The 17,307-nt window shown below is 63.2% G+C and carries 16 protein-coding genes; 9 read left to right on the top strand and 7 right to left on the bottom strand.

Annotation, left to right across the window (positions count from 1 at the left end; all coding sequences use genetic code 11):
- Positions 1-35: 35 nt before the first annotated feature.
- The 9 genes from EL2594_RS06155 to mazG all read left to right on the top strand — a co-directional run bounded on the left by EL2594_RS06155 (position 36) and on the right by mazG (position 8,031).
- Positions 36-1,145, top strand: coding sequence for a D-alanyl-D-alanine carboxypeptidase family protein (locus EL2594_RS06155; protein ID WP_233994322.1), 1,110 nt, complete (start codon positions 36-38; stop codon positions 1,143-1,145).
- A complete protein-coding gene (gene tmk, locus EL2594_RS06160; RefSeq protein ID WP_011414171.1) occupies positions 1,142-1,780 on the top strand; it encodes a dTMP kinase in 639 nt (212 codons plus the stop codon). The genes EL2594_RS06155 and tmk overlap by 4 nt, the downstream gene beginning before the upstream one ends.
- On the top strand, positions 1,780-2,742 hold the full coding sequence (locus tag EL2594_RS06165) for a DNA polymerase III subunit delta' (RefSeq protein ID WP_011414172.1): 963 nt from the start codon (positions 1,780-1,782) through the stop codon (positions 2,740-2,742). Before tmk ends, EL2594_RS06165 begins: the two co-directional genes overlap by 1 nt.
- Positions 2,735-4,294 (top strand): methionine--tRNA ligase, encoded by a 1,560-nt coding sequence (gene metG, locus EL2594_RS06170; RefSeq protein WP_011414173.1) that lies wholly within the window; start codon positions 2,735-2,737, stop codon positions 4,292-4,294. Before EL2594_RS06165 ends, metG begins: the two co-directional genes overlap by 8 nt.
- Positions 4,294-5,070, top strand: coding sequence for a TatD family hydrolase (locus EL2594_RS06175; protein ID WP_011414174.1), 777 nt, complete (start codon positions 4,294-4,296; stop codon positions 5,068-5,070). Before metG ends, EL2594_RS06175 begins: the two co-directional genes overlap by 1 nt.
- Positions 5,067-5,834, top strand: coding sequence for an MBL fold metallo-hydrolase (locus EL2594_RS06180; RefSeq protein WP_011414175.1), 768 nt, complete (start codon positions 5,067-5,069; stop codon positions 5,832-5,834). The genes EL2594_RS06175 and EL2594_RS06180 overlap by 4 nt, the downstream gene beginning before the upstream one ends.
- The gene (locus tag EL2594_RS15475) at positions 5,831-5,998 is read left to right on the top strand and encodes a hypothetical protein (RefSeq protein ID WP_011414176.1); all 168 of its coding nucleotides are present in this window, start codon (positions 5,831-5,833) and stop codon (positions 5,996-5,998) included. The genes EL2594_RS06180 and EL2594_RS15475 overlap by 4 nt, the downstream gene beginning before the upstream one ends.
- 135 nt (positions 5,999-6,133) lie before the next feature.
- Positions 6,134-7,285 carry an acetylornithine deacetylase gene (argE, locus tag EL2594_RS06185; RefSeq protein WP_011414177.1) on the top strand — a complete coding sequence of 384 codons (1,152 nt, stop codon included), beginning with the start codon at positions 6,134-6,136 and terminating at the stop codon, positions 7,283-7,285.
- The gene (gene mazG / locus EL2594_RS06190; RefSeq protein WP_011414178.1) at positions 7,282-8,031 is read left to right on the top strand and encodes a nucleoside triphosphate pyrophosphohydrolase; all 750 of its coding nucleotides are present in this window, start codon (positions 7,282-7,284) and stop codon (positions 8,029-8,031) included. Before argE ends, mazG begins: the two co-directional genes overlap by 4 nt.
- 6 nt (positions 8,032-8,037) lie before the next feature.
- Here mazG and hflX read toward each other — a convergent pair whose 3' ends face one another.
- From hflX to dusB, 7 genes are all read right to left on the bottom strand, one after another.
- Positions 8,038-9,339: a GTPase HflX gene (gene hflX / locus EL2594_RS06195; RefSeq protein ID WP_011414179.1), complete on the bottom strand. Its 1,302-nt coding sequence runs from the start codon at positions 9,337-9,339 to the stop codon at positions 8,038-8,040.
- Between the two features lie 17 nt (positions 9,340-9,356).
- Positions 9,357-9,884 (bottom strand): RNA chaperone Hfq, encoded by a 528-nt coding sequence (hfq, locus tag EL2594_RS06200; protein ID WP_011414180.1) that lies wholly within the window; start codon positions 9,882-9,884, stop codon positions 9,357-9,359.
- Between the two features lie 158 nt (positions 9,885-10,042).
- Positions 10,043-11,419: a sigma-54-dependent transcriptional regulator gene (locus tag EL2594_RS06205; RefSeq protein WP_011414181.1), complete on the bottom strand. Its 1,377-nt coding sequence runs from the start codon at positions 11,417-11,419 to the stop codon at positions 10,043-10,045.
- A 40-nt stretch (positions 11,420-11,459) separates the two neighbouring features.
- Positions 11,460-13,679, bottom strand: coding sequence for a sensor histidine kinase (locus tag EL2594_RS06210; RefSeq protein WP_011414182.1), 2,220 nt, complete (start codon positions 13,677-13,679; stop codon positions 11,460-11,462).
- Positions 13,680-13,741: 62 nt separating this feature from the next.
- A complete protein-coding gene (locus tag EL2594_RS06215) occupies positions 13,742-15,154 on the bottom strand; it encodes a sigma-54-dependent transcriptional regulator (RefSeq protein WP_011414183.1) in 1,413 nt (470 codons plus the stop codon).
- Positions 15,151-16,224 (bottom strand): two-component system sensor histidine kinase NtrB, encoded by a 1,074-nt coding sequence (locus tag EL2594_RS06220; protein ID WP_011414184.1) that lies wholly within the window; start codon positions 16,222-16,224, stop codon positions 15,151-15,153. Before EL2594_RS06220 ends, EL2594_RS06215 begins: the two co-directional genes overlap by 4 nt.
- Positions 16,221-17,237: a tRNA dihydrouridine synthase DusB gene (gene dusB / locus EL2594_RS06225; RefSeq protein ID WP_011414185.1), complete on the bottom strand. Its 1,017-nt coding sequence runs from the start codon at positions 17,235-17,237 to the stop codon at positions 16,221-16,223. The genes EL2594_RS06220 and dusB overlap by 4 nt, the downstream gene beginning before the upstream one ends.
- Positions 17,238-17,307: the final 70 nt, after the last annotated feature.

The following is a 17,307-nucleotide window of genomic DNA, read 5'->3' on the forward strand; positions in this document are numbered from 1 at the left end:
TTCGGGTGAGGATCGATTTCAGGAGTGCATTGGCTGTGTGCGGGCTTGCAATTGCGAGCCCTGCCCATGGCGCACCGGTTCCCGGCGAAGTCCCTATTGCGATGCTGGTCGATATGGCCAGCGGGCAGACACTCTATGCGCGCAACCCCGACCGCCGCTTCGTCCCTGCTTCGATTACGAAGGTGATGACGGCCTACACGGCGTTCGAGCTGATGAAGCAGGGCAAGCTCGCACCGGGTACCCGCTTCACATTCTCCGAAGCGGCAGCCGACGAATGGTATCGCACCGGGTCCACGATGTTTCTCGACCGGGGCAGCGAAACTGCCGTAACCGACCTCCTGATGGGTATTACTACGGTTTCGGCGAACGATGGGAGCATCGTGCTTGCCGAGGGTGCTGCCGGCTCGGTCGACAACTGGCTCGACCTGATGAACGCGCACGCCGACGCGCTCGGCATGCACCAAAGTCATTTCGGCACGCCGAATGGATGGCCGGACGAAGGGCGAACTTTCACCACGGCGCGCGACCTCGTGACCTTGGCCAAGGCCCTGATTACCGAACATCCGGGGTTGTATGCACGCTACTTTGGCCATCGCGGCCTGCGGACCAATGGGATTGCCCAGGATAATTACGACCCGATTACCGGCCGTATCGAGGGCGCAGACGGGATCAAGACAGGCTTCACCAACCAGGCAGGCTGGGGATTTCTCGGCAGCGCCGAACGCGACGGTCGGCGCCTGGTCATGGTCGTCGCCGCCAGTCCGGGAATGCGCAGTCGTGACGAGACTGCACGGGCCCTGATGGAATGGGGCTTCGGTGCTTTCGACAGCCGTATGCTGTTCCGTTCGGGCGACACTGTGGGGCACGCGAGGGTGCAGGACGGCGCGGAAGCAGCGGTCCCGTTGATGGCGGACCGAGACATCCCGGTTGCGCTACCAGAGAATGCGAACGCTGAAATCACCTTGCGCATCGCTTACGAAGGGCCTTTGAGGGCACCTGTCGAGCAAGGGGAGAAGGTGGCGCAACTGGCGATATTTGTAGACGGGCGCGAAGCCGCACGGGTGCCCCTGGCGGCCAAAAAGGCCGTAGCGAAAGCCGGGCCTCTTCAGCGGATTGCCAATGCCGTGCGAGCCTTGTGGACATGACGCGAGGGCGGTTCATCGCGCTCGAAGGCGGGGAGGGCACGGGCAAGTCCACCCAGGCGCGCTTACTCGCCGAGGCCTTGAGCACGCGTGGTATCGAATGCGTCGTCACGCGTGAACCCGGCGGCACGGAAGGGGCCGAAGCGATCCGCCGATTGCTGCTCGATCCGCCAGGAGATGGCTGGGGACCGCGAGCCGAAGCCCTGCTGTTCGCCGCTGCGCGGTCGGACCATGTCGAAAAGCTGATATTGCCAGCACTCGAGCGCGGCGCGTGGGTCGTTTCGGATCGCTTTCTCGATTCCAGTCGCGCTTACCAGGGCGGGGCAGGGGGCATCGGCGATCAAGCGGTGCGCACCTTGCACGATATCGGCAGTGGCGGGCTTCGCCCGGATCTGACCGTCCTGATCGAAGTCGAACCCGCGACAATCGCCGAACGCTTGGCTGATCGCGACGGAAATCGCTCGGACGCGATCGGGGGGCGGAGCGCGCAATATCACGCCGACGTTGCTGCGTCGTTCAAGCGGTTTGCAGCGGAAGACCCGGGAGGCTTTGCCGTAGTCGATGGTGAGGGCACGCCCGATGAGGTCCACTCGCGGATTCTAGAAGCAATTGAGCCCCTTATCGGAGGCGAACTCTGATGCGGCTCACGCATGCCGAAATCCAGCGCGAGTGGGATGCGGCACTGGCTGGCCCGCGAATGCATCACGGATGGATTCTTGCCGGGCGGCAGGGGCTTGGCAAATCGGAATTTGCGCTCGACGCCGCGCGGCAGCTTGTTGCGCGGGGAGCTACCGCGCCACAGCCCGATGGCGAACATCCCGATATCCACCTGCTTTCGCGTCCGCCGAAGGACGACAAGGAAGTTCGCAAGCGCGCCGAAGGCAAGCCGTTCGAGCGCAAACGCAACATCTCGGTCGACCAAATCCGTGCGATGCAGCGGCGCTTGACGACCCGCCCGACGCTGGGAAGAAATCGCGCGATCATTATCGATCCCGCGGATGATCTGGAAAAGGGCGCGTCCAATGCGCTGCTCAAGAGCCTCGAGGAACCACCGGTAGGTACCTTCTTCATCCTCGTGACCCATCGCCTGGCGCGTTTGTTGCCCACAATCCGGTCGCGGTGCCGGGTGCTGCGGTTCAATCCCTTGCCCGATGCGCAGGTCGAGAAGCTCCTAAAGGAAGAATCGCCGTCGAGCGATGCTGCGGTGCGCGAGGCGGCCGTTGCGGCGGCAAAGGGGTCACCGGGCGCGGCGATCAAGTTTATAGAGCAGGACCTCGCGCCGCTGGCGGCGATCATGCGGGACATCGTAGCGCAAGGCGATCGGGCGTTCGAACTGCGCGGCGCGCTTTCGGCTGCGATCGGAGCGCGCCCCAACCGGGAGCGGGTCCAGGCGACATTCGACCTCGCACGGACGATTCTGGCCGAGCAGATGGCCACGGTTCCGAGCGCACAATTGATGCAACTGGCCGATGCCCATGCCGACATGGTGGCCCTCGCCGGCCAGGCCCCGACCTACAATTTCGATCCCGGATTTCTCGCGATGGAAATCGGCAGCTTGCTAGCCTCGGCTGCGCCCCATACAGAGCGCGCCAATGTCTGAGCCATTCTATATTACCACCGCGATCAGCTACCCCAACGGGCGGCCGCACATCGGCCATGCTTACGAAGCGATCGCTGCCGATGTCATTGCGCGATTCCAGCGCCAGAGGGGCCTCGACGTACGGTTCCAGACCGGGACCGACGAGCACGGCCTCAAAATGGCGCGCAAGGCGGAGGAGCAGGGTAAGTCGCCGCGCGACCTGGCGGACGAAATGTCGGGATATTTCAAAGCCATGTGCGACGCTTTGAATGTTTCCTGCGACCGCTTCATCCGCACCGTCGATGACGACCACCACCGCGCGAGCCAGGCGATCTGGCGGGCAATGGAGGCTGCGGGCGACCTCTATCTCGACCGTTACGAAGGCTGGTACTCGGTCCGCGACGAAGCCTATTATGACGAGAGCGAGCTGGTAGACGGCGAGGGCGACGAGAAGCTCTCGCCGCAGGGTACGCCGGTCGAATGGACGGTCGAGGAAAGCTGGTTCTTCCGCCTGTCGAAATACGAAGACAAGCTGCTCAAGCTGCTGGAAAGCCCGGGCTTTCTCGAGCCCGCCAGTCGCCGCAACGAAATGGTCGCCTTCGTCAAGCAAGGCCTGCGCGATCTCTCGGTCAGCCGAACCAGCTTCGACTGGGGCGTAAAGGTCCCCGGCAGCGAAGATCATGTGATGTACGTCTGGGTCGATGCCCTGACCAATTACATCACCGGCCTCGGCTATCCCGATGATACCGAGCTGTGGCGCAAGCATTGGCCCGCCGATCTGCACCTGATCGGCAAGGATATCGTTCGCTTCCACACCATCTACTGGCCGGCGTTTCTGATGAGCGCCGGGCTGCCGGTGCCGAAGCAGGTGTTCGGGCACGGTTTCGTGCTGAAGGACGGGCGCAAGGAATCGAAATCGCTCGGCAACGTCACCGATCCGCATGACCTCGCCGATTTCTACGGCGTCGATGCGCTGCGCTATTTCCTGATGCGCGAGGTCTCGTTCGGATCGGACGGCAACTGGTCGCACGAAGCGATCGTGACCCGCGTCAATGCCGAGCTTGCCAACAGTTTCGGAAACCTTGCGCAGCGGACATTGTCGATGATCCACAAGAACATGGACGGCTCGCTGGAGAAATTCGAAGCGCGCGGTGAGGACAAGGCGCTGCTGCAGACTGTGCTCACCGCCTGCCGCGAAAGCTTGCCGCGCGAGTTCGAGAAGCTCGCTTTTTCGGTCGGCATCGATGAGTGGATCAAGGCGGTCTATGCCTGCAACCAGTATGTCGACGAACAGGCGCCGTGGGCGCTCAGGAAGACCGATCCCGAGCGGATGAAGGCGGTGCTCCAGACCTTGCTGATGGCAATCCACGATCTCGCCATCGCGATCCAGCCCGTCATTCCGGAGAAGGCTGGTGCCTTGCTAGACGACCTCGGCGTGCCAACCGACCGCCGGACGTACGATCACATTTCCGGGGAAGGGTGGTTCAACCAGCTCGTCGCCGAAGGCTTTACCGTGCCCAAGCCGACCCCCGCCTTCCCGCGCCTCGAAATGCCAGAGAGCGAGGATGCCTGATGCTGGTCGATAGCCATTGCCACCTGCAGTACAAAGGCCTGGTCGAAGATCAGCAGGCCGTGCTCGAACGCGCGCGGGCAGCAGGCGTGCAGGGCATGCTCAATATCTCGACCAAGAGCGCCGAGTGGGACGATGTGGTCGGCACTGCGCAGCGCGAGCCCGATGTCTGGGCAAGCGTCGGCATTCATCCGCACGAGGCCGATGCGCACGAGGATCTCGGCCGCGACAAACTGCTCGCCGCGACGAAACAGGACAAGGTCGTCGGCATCGGCGAAACCGGGCTCGATTATTATTACGACCGCTCCGACCGCGACGTTCAGAAGGCGCTGTTCCGCATGCATATCGGCGTCGCGCGCGAGACGCAGTTGCCGGTCATCATCCACACGCGTGATGCCGAGGACGACACGGCGCAGATCCTGACGGAAGAAATGGAGCAGGGCGCGTTTCCGGCGCTGATCCACTGCTTTACCGCCTCGGCAGATTTCGGGCGCACGGTGCTCGATCTCGGCCTTTCGATCTCGCTCTCGGGTATCGTCACGTTCAAGAATGCCAGGGACTTGCAGGCTGTAGCCAAGAATGTGCCGAAGGAGCGGCTGCTGGTCGAAACCGACAGCCCCTTCCTCGCGCCCGTGCCGCATCGCGGCAAGCCGTGCGAACCGGCCTTCGTCCGCAATACGGCGGAATTCCTGGCCGACCTGCGCGGCGAAACGCTGGAACATCTCGCCGAAACCACGACCCGCAACTTCTTCGAACTGTTTGACAGAGCGGCCGCGTGAAAGTCGTGATGCTCGGAACGGGTACGTCGACCGGCGTGCCGCGCATCAATGGCGACTGGGGCGATTGCGATCCGAACGAGCCGCGCAACCGCCGCAGCCGTGTTTCGATTTTGCTGGAAAACAAGCAAGGTCAACGGGTTCTGGTCGATACTTCGACCGATTTACGCGCCCAGTTTCTCGCCAACGGCATCACCAGCCTCGATGGCGTGTTTTGGACCCACGACCACGCCGATCACTGCCACGGCATCGATGACCTGCGCTCGTTTCGCTACGGCCGCTCGGCACCGCTGCCGGGCTTTGCCAGCGAAAGAACCTGCGCCAACCTGCGCAAGCGCTTCTCTTTCGTTTTCGCCGGCGAGCATGGCTATCCAACTATCGTTTCGCTGCAGGAACTCGATCGACAGGCGATGCATGCCGGGTTCGGTCTGTCATGGGTGGAAATGCCACACGGGCCGACTTATTCGACCGGTTTCGTCTTCGAAAGCGACGGAAAGACAATTGGATACGCGACGGATTTCAGCGAGATCACCGATGCCATGCTCGATACCTTCAAGGGTATCGACATCCTGGTCTGCGACTGCCTGCGCCGCGAACCGCATCCGACGCATGCGCATCTCGGCATGGCGCTGCAGTTCAAGCAGCGCACCAAGGCCAAGCGCATGATCCTGACCCATATGGACAAGAGTATGGATTATCGCAGCCTGTGCGATGAAGTTCCCAAGGATGTGATCGTCGGGTACGATGGGCTTGAGGTAGAAGCATGAATCAGTTCGACACCGTGCAGATCATCGCCTTGCTGGGCTGGCTCGTTTTGGCTGGCGGCGCTCTGGCATCCTACCGACTGAGCTGGAAAAGCGGCCTGCGCCTGGCGCTGATCTGGGCGACGATCTTCCTCAGCGTTTATCTCTTCATTTCGCTGGTGACGTAGCGAGAGGGGGCCATACCCCCCTGAGGTCACGTGATCTTTTATTTTACATAATATATATTATCATTCCGGCGTATCGATCCAGAACGATCTATCCGAGGCTTCCCCTATCGCTCCAATGAGGCCAGAAAAGCGTCCATGAGCGAAGCACTCCCGTATCGTCCGATCCTCGAAACCCTGATCGGGTTCGACACGACCTCTCGGAACAGCAATCTCGACCTGATTGCCTGGGTCGAAAACTTTCTGGTGGATCACGGCGTTTCATCGAAGCGTGTTGCAAACGAGGATGGTTCCAAAGCCAATCTCTACGCCACTGTCGGTCCGGGCGCTCCCGGCGGGATCATCCTGTCCGGCCATACCGATGTCGTGCCGGTAGACGGCCAACCGTGGACCAGCGATCCGTGGCAAGTCGTCGAGGATGGCGACAAGCTGGTCGGGCGCGGCGTGGCCGATATGAAAGGTTTCATCGCGTTGGCGCTGGCGCATGTGCCACTGTTCAAGACCTGCACGACACCGGTCCACCTCGCTTTCAGCTACGACGAGGAAATCGGCTGCTTGGGCGCGCCGTCGATGATCGATGCGATGCGCGCCGAGCTTCCCGAACCCAGCATGGCCATCATCGGCGAGCCGACCAGCATGCGGCCGGTCGTGGGGCATAAAGGCATCGCCGTGTTCGATGTCGAGGTCACCGGCCACGAGGCGCATTCCTCGCTGGTCGACCACGGCGTCTCGGCCAATATGGTGGCCGCGGACCTGATGGCCGACCTGCTCAGGCTGTCGGCAGAACTCAAGGAGCGAGCCGATCCCGAGAACGGTTTCGATCCCCCGCAGGCAACGCTGACCATCGGCCTGATGCAGGGTGGTACCGCCGCCAATATCCTCGCGCGAAAAGCCAGTTTCACTTTCGACCTGCGCTGCCCGCCGGGCGAAGATCCTCTAGCCATCATCGCCCCTTTCAAAAAGCGTTGCGAGGCACTGGACCGCGCCCTCGCCTCCCGCTTCCCCGAATGCGGCGTTCGCTTCCATCAGCACAGCAATGCCCCTCCCCTCGTGCCAGAAGGCAGCGACGACGCGGTTTCCTTCGTGCGCAAGCTGACGGGCGACAACGGCGCAGCAACGCAAGTCGCCTATGCCGCCGAGGCCGGGCAATTCCAGCGTGCCGGGTTCACATCCATTATCTGCGGCCCGGGTTCGATCGAGCAGGCCCACCAACCCGATGAGTGGATCGCCCTCGAACAGCTCGGAAGGGGTGCCCGCTTCATGCAGAATCTGGCACGGGAGCTGGCATGACGACCCAGCTCGACCGCCTGCTTTCGATCATGGCCACCCTGCGCGATCCCGAGCGCGGCTGCGAATGGGATCTGGCGCAGGATTTCAGCACCATCGCGCCCTATACGATCGAGGAAGCCTACGAAGTGGCTGACGCGATCGAGCGCGAGGCGATGGACGAATTGCGCGATGAACTGGGCGATCTCCTGCTGCAGGTCGTCTTTCACGCGCGCATGGCGGAGGAAGCCGGGCACTTCGTTTTCGAGGATGTCGCGCGGTCGATTGCCGACAAGATGGAAGCGCGCCACCCGCACATTTTCGGCGGCGCGGACGGGCAGATGACAGAGCGGCGCTGGGAAGAGCTCAAAGCCAAGGAACGCGACGCCAAGGGCGCGACAAGCGCAATGGACGGGGTCGCGCGTGCCCTGCCCGCCCTGCTCCGCGCCGAGAAACTGCAGAAACGCGCCGCGCGCACCGGCTTCGACTGGCCCGACACCGAAGGGCCCGCCGACAAGCTGCGTGAAGAAATGCAGGAACTGGCAGAAGCCCCCGCAGACAAGCGTGAGGAAGAGGCGGGCGACCTGCTGTTCGCGGCGGTCAACCTCGTGCGTGCTTATGGCATCGCACCCGAAGACGCATTGCGCGCCGCTAATGGCAAGTTCGAACGGCGCTTTCGCGGAATGGAGGGGAAAGCCGGCTCCACCTTCCCGCAGCTTTCGCTCGAGGAACAGGAAGCGCTCTGGCAGGCGGTCAAGGCCGATGAATAGCGCGCGCTAAAGCGTCTCGTACTGGCCCAGTTCCTTGGGATTGAGCCGCACAGTCAGCTTGCGCATCGGGCCTTCGTCGCCCTCGCCCCCATCCTCGTCCGCCAGCACGTCGCCGTGCTGATGCAGCCATGCGATTTTGCGACCTTCGGAGACCGATAGCAGGAATTCGCGCGTCTGCGCCTGCGCCGTCAGCACCTGGCCGAGCCGTTCCTGCAACACATCGACATGCCAACCGGTGGCTGCTGAGACGGGAATAACGCTATCGTCGCCCTCGGCCACGCCGGACAATTCCTCCGCGCTGTCCTGATCGAGCAGGTCCCATTTGTTCCAGACCTCGAGAATCGGAATGCTGCTCTCACCGTCCTCGCCGTCGATCACGCCGAGATCCTGCAGGACCTCGAGTACCTGCGACTTCTGCGCCGCGCTCGAGGAATTGGCGATATCGCGCACATGCAGGATTAGGTCGGCAGCCGTCACCTCTTCCAGCGTCGCGCGGAAGGCGGCGACCAGCTGCGTCGGCAGGTCGGAGATGAAGCCGACCGTATCGGACAGGATCGCTTTCTCGACGCCCGGCAACGCAATCGCGCGCATGGTCGGGTCGAGCGTTGCGAACAGCAGGTCTTCCGCCATCACTTCCGCGCCGGTCAGGCGGTTGAACAGCGTCGACTTGCCGGCATTGGTGTAACCGACCAGCGCGATGACGGGCCACGGAGCCCTCCCCCGCCGCTCGCGATGCAGGCCGCGGGTCTTGCGCACCTGCTCCAGCTCCTTGCGCAAGCGGCCCATGCGCTGGCGGATCATCCGGCGGTCGGCCTCGATCTGGGTCTCCCCCGGCCCGCCGAGGAAGCCGAAGCCGCCGCGCTGGCGTTCCAGGTGGGTCCAGCTGCGCACCAGGCGGCTCTGTTGGTAGTCGAGATGCGCCAGCTCGACCTGAAGGCGGCCTTCCGCCGTCGCCGCGCGTTCGCCGAAAATCTCCAAAATCAGCCCGGTGCGGTCGATGACCTTGCGTTTGAATTTCTCTTCGAGGTTGCGCTGCTGGATCGGGCTGAGCGCGCCATCGATGACGACGAGCTCGATCTCGTGCAATTCGCAATCGGTTGAAACGCGCTCGACCTGGCCGGAGCCCAGCAGCGTATTGGGCTGCACCTGCCGGATCGGCAGGATGTAGCTCTCGATAACCTCGATACCGATCGCCAGCGTCAGCCCGGTGATCTCCTCCAGGCGCGCGTCCGGATCGAGATCGTAGCTCTCGCGCCTGATGTCCGGGCACACGACGAGCGCCCGCGCCCCGCGCGAGACTTCGCCCATCAGATCATCATCGAAGCTCAGTCTTCTTCGTCCTCTTCCCAGTCGGTCAGGTCGACCGCACTGGCAGGCTGCACCGTCGAAACGGCGTGTTTGTAAGCGAGCTGGACATAGCCGTCACGCTCCAGCAGCACGCAGAAGAGATCATACGCACCGATCCGGCCCTGCAGCATGACGCCGTTGATGAGGAACATCGTCACCTGCACCCCGGCATCGCGCACGCGGCTGAGGAAAACATCCTGCAGCAACCGCTGCTTCTTGTTGCCGTCCTGACTGGCGAACTGGCTGGCGTCGATCGGCTGACCCGGCATGATCGTGCTGATTGCATGCTTGTAGACCAGCTGCGACTGGCCATCGCGGCGCAGCAGCATGGAGAAATTGTCGAACCATGTCACGATGCCTTGCAGCTTGACGCCCTTGACTAGAAACACGGTCACAGGGGTCTTGTTGCGCCGCAACATGTTGAGAAAAGCGTCCTGCAGGTTCGGCTGCTTGCCGCCCTTGCTATCGTCTTTCGGACGCGTGGAGAGGGTGTTTCCAGCGGACATTATTGTCTCCGTTTTTGTTGGCGGGCCCACCAGCCCGCAATCAGGATCGACCGCCCGGAGACGCCCGTCCGAAATCTGGCTTTAATTATGTGCGCAAGATCGCATCAATTCAATGCGATATTTTGCAATCATTTGTGAGCCGTTGGTGACGGTGCGTTTCAATCGCCGTTCTTGCGCTCGGTCATGCCGAGAATCTTCAGCTTGCGGTGGAGCGCCGAGCGCTCCATCCCGATAAAGCTCGCGGTCTTTGAAATATTGCCCGAGAAGCGGCGAATCTGGATGCTGAGATATTCCCGCTCGAAGCTTTCGCGCGCTTCTCGCAACGGCACGCCCATGAGATTGGTCATGCCCGTCCCTCCCCCGAGCTTGCCCGAGGTTACTTCGCTGGGGAGCATGTCGGGCTGGACTTCCTCCATCCGGTCGCGCGGCGACAGGATAACGGTCCGCTCCACGACATTGCGCAACTGGCGCACGTTCCCCGGCCAGTCATAGGCCTGGAGCGCCGCCATCGCTTCCTCGCTGATTTCCGGCGCCGGGATGCCCTGTTCCGCCGCGTAGCGCGTGAAGAAATGCTCCGCCAGCGCGGGCACGTCGTCGCGCCGCTCCGATAGCGAAGGGATGGTGACCGGCACCACGTTGAGCCGGTAGAACAGGTCCTCGCGGAAGTTCTTCTCGTCGATTTCGACCTGCAGGTCGCGCGCGGTCGAGGATACCACGCGAACGTCGACCCCGATCTGACGATTTCCGCCGACGCGCACGAAGCTCTGATCGGTCAGGACGCGCAGGATCCGCGCCTGCGTCGACAGCGGCATGTCGGCCACTTCGTCAAGATAGAGCGTCCCCCCGTCGGCCAGTTCCAGCAGGCCCGGCCGCACCAGCTTTCCTTCGGCTTCCTCGCCGAACAGCTCCTGCTCGAAACGTTCGGGGGTGATGCGCGCGGAGTTGACGATCACGAAGGGATGATCGGCCCGAGGGCTCCAGCTATGCAACAGCCGCGCGGCCACTTCCTTGCCCGCCCCTGCCGGACCCGAGATAAGCACCCGGCTCCCGGTATTGGCAACCCGTTTGAGCGTCGCGCGCACCTGGTTGATCGCAGACGAGTTTCCGGTGAACTCCTCTCCGCCGGTGAAGCCCTGGCGCAAGCGGACGTTTTCGCGCCGCAACCGCTGCGTTTCGGTTGCCCGCGACACAAGATGCAACAGGCGGGAGGCTTCGAACGGCTTTTCGATGAAGTCCATCGCCCCGCGGCCCACAGCGGACACGGCGGTATCGATATTGCCGTGTCCGGAGAAGATGATCACCGGCAGGTCGGGCTCGCGCTCCTTGATGACGTCCAGCACTTCCAACCCGTCCATCGCGCTTCCGTGCAGCCATACGTCGAGCAGCACGACGCTAGGCCGACGCTCATCGAACATTTGCAGCGCGCTGTTGCTGTCGCCTGCGGTCCGGCATTCATAGCCTTCGTCGCTGAGCACGCCGGACACCAGTTCGCGAATATCGCGTTCATCGTCGACGACCAGGATATCGAGCGCCATTACAGCGTCTCCTCATTTTCAAGCTCGGGATATGTGCGCATCATTCGGCGGCCTCGCTTTCCGGCACGGAGGGACGGCGCGCGAAGCGCAGCGTGACGCAGGTCCCGCCGTTTTCGGCGGCCGCGAAACTCATGTCGCCCCCATGCTCCTCGACGATCTTGTTGACGATCGCCAGGCCGAGCCCTGTGCCCTGCTCGCGCGTGGTCATATAGGGTTCGACGATCCGCTCGCGGTCCTGCGGCAGGCCGACCCCGTTGTCCTCGACAGCGATTTCGATACCTTCATCGTCTGCCGAGATCGTGACGGCGATGCGGCCGCGAAAGTCAACATCGGCCATCTTCGCCCGCGCATCTACCGCTTCGGCGGCATTCTTGAGCACATTGGTCAGCGCCTGTCCGAACTGGTGGCGATCGCACTCGATTACGAGCGGCCCTTCGACCTGCTGGTTGAGCGCGAAGTCGATCGAGGGATGGCCGACTTCCTGCAAAAACAGGGATTGCCGCAACAGGTCGAGCGCATCTTCGGGCCGGAACACCGGTTTCGGCAACCGCGCGAAGGACGAAAATTCGTCGACCATGGTCCGCAGGGCCCCGACCTGCCGGACAATGGTGGATGTGAGTTCGTCGAACAATTCGCCATCGGCCTCGATCTGCTTGCGATAGCGACGCTTCAAGCGCTCCGTGGCAAGCTGGATCGGCGTGAGCGGGTTCTTGATTTCGTGCGCAATGCGGCGCGCCACGTCGGACCATGCCGCCTGACGCTGATCGAGCAACTGGCGGGTGATGTCCTCGAACGTGATCACGTGGCCGCCGGATGCGGGCGCGAGCTTGACGGCCAGCGTCAAAAGCTCGGCACCGTTCGACACGTTAATGATGCCCTTTTCGACACCGGCCTGCGCCAGCTTGGCCATCTCAGGCGCAAATTCCTCCAGCGCCTCGCCGCGGACGGCGGTGTCCGGGTCCTCCAGCAAAAGGCTCTGCGCCGACGAGTTCATCAGCAGGACCTTGCCACTGGCGTCGGTCGAGATGACGCCCGCCGTCACGGATTCGAGCACCGTTTCGATGAAGGCGCGCCGGTCGCCGAGCTGCTGGTTCGCAGACACGAGTGCATCGGTCTGCTTTTCGAGCTGAGCCGTCATTCGGTTGAAGGCCCGATTGAGCAGGCCGATTTCGTCCGCCCCGGTACGCCCTTCGACACGCAGCGCGAAATTCCCCGCGCCGACCTTGCGTGCAGCGGCAACAAGGTCCGTCAACGGCTCGACCTGACGGTCCGCGAAGCGCAGCGCAAACCACACTGCCAGCCCGACCAGCGACAGCGAAACGAAGAACAGCGCCAGGTTGAACCGCAATTGCAACGCGCGCGCCCGCGTCGTCAGTTGCTGATACGATGCGACCACGTCGCTCGCCTGCTCCCACTGGCTGAACGCCGCCGATTCCGACGTCCGCGCGTTGTAGAGATAGACACCCGCCTGCCGGTCGATCGGGAATACCGCTTCTATCCGCTGGCCATTGGCGAACACCGCCTGCGTTTCACCGCGGCGATAGATCTCCAGCGCATCTGCCGTCGCTTCGGCAGGATCGTTGCCTTCGACCAGGCCGTACGCAAACGCGGTGTTGATGCGTCCGTCGGAAAATACCTGCATGATCGCGGACTCGTTCAGCTCGCGCGCCTGCATATGGTAGGTGTAATCCTCCAGAAACTCCTCGCTCGTCAGGTCTTCTGCATCGCGCCCTTCGAGCAGGAACAGCATGTCGCTCGCCATCGCCTGCGTTTGCTGCGCGACGTCGAGCTGGTTCTGCTCGAAATAGCCTTCGGCGAGACTGTTGACGTTATCCATCATCCCGCGCGACTGGCCGGAGAACCAGAAATCCACGCCCGACTGGAACAGGAAGGCCGCGAAGCCTGCCACCATAAGCGTCGGCACGGCGGCGATGATCGAGAACAGCGCCACCAGTCGCACGTGCAACCGTGCGGTACTGCCCGCCGCGCGGCGCAATGCTAGCCGCCTGCCCAGAAGGACCAGCAATGCGATCGATGGCACCAGCGTACCCACCAGCAGGCTCGTGACCTGCTGGGTCGGCAGCAACTGCCCGTCGGGCGGAGCACCGGTGAACGTGGCATAGGTCAGCGCGATCATGCCGATCACGCCCAGCAGGCAGGCTAGTTCGAGATAGCGGAACAGGTTGGCGCGGCGCGACGCGACGACGAATTGTCGCCACCAGCGCGGGCTGCGCTGAACTGTCTGGTCCCCGTCCTGCATCGTTGCGCAGTTACAACGACGGTGTTGCCCATATGCAAGCGAAATTTGTTGCTTTTCTGCAACTAGCCCCGTGGAGAGAACGTCTCGGCGACGATACCGAGTTCGCCCAGTCTCTTGCGCAGCGTGTTGCGGTTGATCCCGAGCAATTCCGCTGCCCGCAGCTGGTTTCCGGCGGTGGCGCGCAGCGCATGCTCGAACAGCGGTTTCTCGAACGCCGCCGACGCCGCGCGATAGAGTGCCCCGGGCGCGGGCCGGTTTTCTTCGATCCAGTCGAGCATGGCGCGATCGACCGACGAAGGCCCCTCCATGGTCGAGGGCCCGCCTTCGTGATCGAGCACCTCTTCCGCCAGTTCCGCATCGATCACGTCGTTGCGGGCCAGCAGGGCAAGCCGATAGACGAGGTTGCGCAATTCCCTGACATTGCCCCGCCAGGGCTGACGCTCCAGCACTGCAATGGCAGCTTCGTCGATCGTGCGTAGCGGAAGGCCTTCGTCGGCTGCAAGCGCGAGGAAATGCCGCGTCAGAGCCCCGATATCGTCACGCCGCGCGCGCAGCGGCGGCAGTTCGATCGGCACTACGTTGAGACGGTAGTACAGATCCTCGCGGAATTGCCCGCTGGCAATCATGGGTGCGAGGTCGCGATTGGTTGCAGCCACGATGCGCACATTGACCGCAACATCCTGCCGCCCGCCAACTCGGCGGATGCGGCCCGATTGGAGCGCACGCAGCAACCGCGTCTGCGCTTCGATGGGCATGTCGCCGATTTCGTCGAGAAACAGCGTCCCGCCGTTGGCCTGTTCGAACTTGCCGATGGCCTGATTGACCGCGCCGGTGAATGCGCCCTTCTCGTGCCCGAACAATTCGCTCTCGATCAGTTCGCGAGGGATCGCGGCGGCGTTGACAGCCACGAACGGTCCGGTCTTGCGTGCGCCAAGCTGGTGGATAGCCTCGGCCACCAATTCCTTGCCGGTCCCGGATTCCCCCAGCACCAAGACTGTGAGATCGTTGCGCAGGACGCGGGTTATCATCCGGAAAACGCCCTGCATCGCCTTGCTCCGACCGACCAGCGGCAGCGCGCTGGCATCGTCGATTTCGAGCGGTCGTTCCTGCTTGCCCGCCCCGGCCGCCTGGCGGACCGCGCGGATCAGTTCTTCGAGGTCGAAAGGCTTGGGAAAATATTCAAAGGCATCGTTTTCGCTCGCCCGCACAGCCGTATCGAGCGTGTTCTGCGCCGACAGGATGATGATCGGCATGGCGGAATGCGCCGCCCGCACCCGGTCGAGCGAAGCAATGCCGTCGCCATCCTCCAGGATCACGTCGGTGAGCATCGCCGCGTAGTTTCGCGCGGCGAGCAAGTCGTCGCGCCGGGCGATCGAGGCGCACTGGTCGACGGCATAGCCCTCGCCCTCGAGCGCACTGACGATGACGGTGGCGATGCTTTCGTCGTCTTCGACCACGAGAATGGGATCGCTCATGTCGGCTCCTTCGGTGCCATGGCGAGGTTGATGCGGAAATTGGTCAGTTCGGCGACGCGGTCGCGCTCGTAAGCGATACGACCATCCATGTCGGCCACCAGCTTGCGGACGAGGGCAAGCCCCAGGCCCTGCCCGCCCTTCTTCGAGGTCACGAAGGGTTCGAACACGCGATCGCCCAGGTGCGGATCGATCCCCGGCCCGTTGTCGATCACCGTCAGCTCGATCGGCAAGCGCACCGAGCGTCCGGGTCTCAGCATGTTCATCACCAGCCCACTGACGAACCGGGTGCGGACTGTCACCGTCCCCCCTTCATCCCCGTCTGCGCAGGCATCGCGGGCATTGCTGAGCAGATTGATCAGTACCTGCTGGAGCGTATCCGGGCTGGCCCATACCTTGGGCAGCGAGGGATCGAACTCTTCCTCGAACTGCACGCCGCGATCGTCGGCAGAACGGACGACTGTGAGCGCCGCGCGGACTATCTCGTGCAGATTGACTTCCTCCATCGGATCCGAACTGCGGCTGCCGAGCGCCTGCATCCGGTCGACGAGCCGCGCGATGCGATCGACTTCCTTGGCGATCAGGAGCGCAAAGGGCCGCTCGCTTTCCGGCAGTTTGCGCACAAGCAGCTGCCCGGCCCCGCGAATGGCGGACAGCGGGTTCTTGATCTCGTGCGCCAGCACCGAGGGGGCGGCGAAAGCGGTCTCGTCATAGCCGCGATCCATATCGGCCTGGCCGATCTCGGATAGCGTGACGATCCTCCAGCCCGGATGGGTCGAGAGCGGCGACATGGTGAGATTGACCTGCCGCGCCCCGCCGGGCGTACCGATCGGGAGGCCGCGCGCGGTGAGCATGGAATCGCCCGTCGCCATCCGCTCCGAAACGCGCTCGTCGGTAATTTCGATGGCATCGAACAGGTTTGCGCCGAGCAGCTTGCGCGCGCTGCGCCCGAGCAGGTCCTCTGCGGCAGGGTTCACTTCGGCGATGACGGCGTCCGGGTCGATCAGCAACACGGCAAAGACCATCCCGGCGATTTGCGCGCGCGGATCGGGCCGCGCGGGCGCGTCGCTCACGCCGCCCGCCGCTGCAGGAAGGGCGTGTAGAACCGCTCGATCTCGCCCAGAACCTGGTCGGGATCGTCGATGAAATTGACGAAATTGCGGAATTCGGCCGAGCCGTGCATGCCCTTGGTGTACCAGCCCAGATGCTTGCGGGCGATCTTGGTGCCGACTTCACGGCCATAGTGATCGAGCATGCGCCCGTAATGTTCGACCAGCGTTTCGTATTGCAAGTCGAAATCCGGACTTTCGAGCCTGTCGCCGGTCTTCCACCAATGCATGACCTGCGCGAGCAGCCACGGCTTGCCATAGGCTCCGCGCCCGATCATCAACCCGTCGGCGCCAGACTGTTCCAGCGCGTTGGCCGCGTCCTCGATCCCGCAGATATCGCCGTTCACGATGACGGGGATCGAGACCGCGTCCTTGACCTTGCGAATGAAGGACCAGTCGGCGCTTCCCTTGTACATCTGGTTGCGGGTGCGACCGTGAACGGTGATCATCTGGACGCCCAGATCCTCAGCGATGCGCGCGAGCTCGGGCGCATTGAGGCTGGCGTGATCCCAGCCCATCCGCATCTTGACCGTGACCGGAACGTCGACAGCATTGACGGTCGCTTCCATCAGCCTTGTCGCAAGCGGGACTTCGCGCATCAAGGCGCTGCCCGCGAGCTGGCCGACCACCTTGCGCACCGGACAGCCGAAATTGATGTCGATGATCGCTGCGCCGTTGTCTTCCTGCAGCTTGGCGGCCTCTCCCATCGAGACCGGGTCGCAGCCGACGAGCTGCATCGAGACAGGGTCTTCGGTCTTGTCCCACGCGGCCTTCTGCACCGACTGGCGCGTCTCGCGAATGGCCGCTTCGCTGGCGATCATCTCGGTGACGTTGAGGCCCGAGCCAAAGCGACGAACGAGCGTGCGGAACGGCAGGTCGGTCACGCCCGTCATCGGCGCAAGCACGACCGGCGTGTCGATCGTGACCGGGCCGACCTGGATCGGCTTCAGGGCCGGAGGGGAAGGAAGTTCGCTCATGCTGCGCTGCGATATGCCTAAAATTTGGGCAGCATCTAGTGGATTGCGAGCGCAGGCGCAAGGCGGTAGC

It is taken from the genome of Erythrobacter litoralis HTCC2594 (genome assembly GCF_000013005.1).
Classification (GTDB): Bacteria; Pseudomonadota; Alphaproteobacteria; order Sphingomonadales; family Sphingomonadaceae; genus Parerythrobacter; species Parerythrobacter litoralis_A.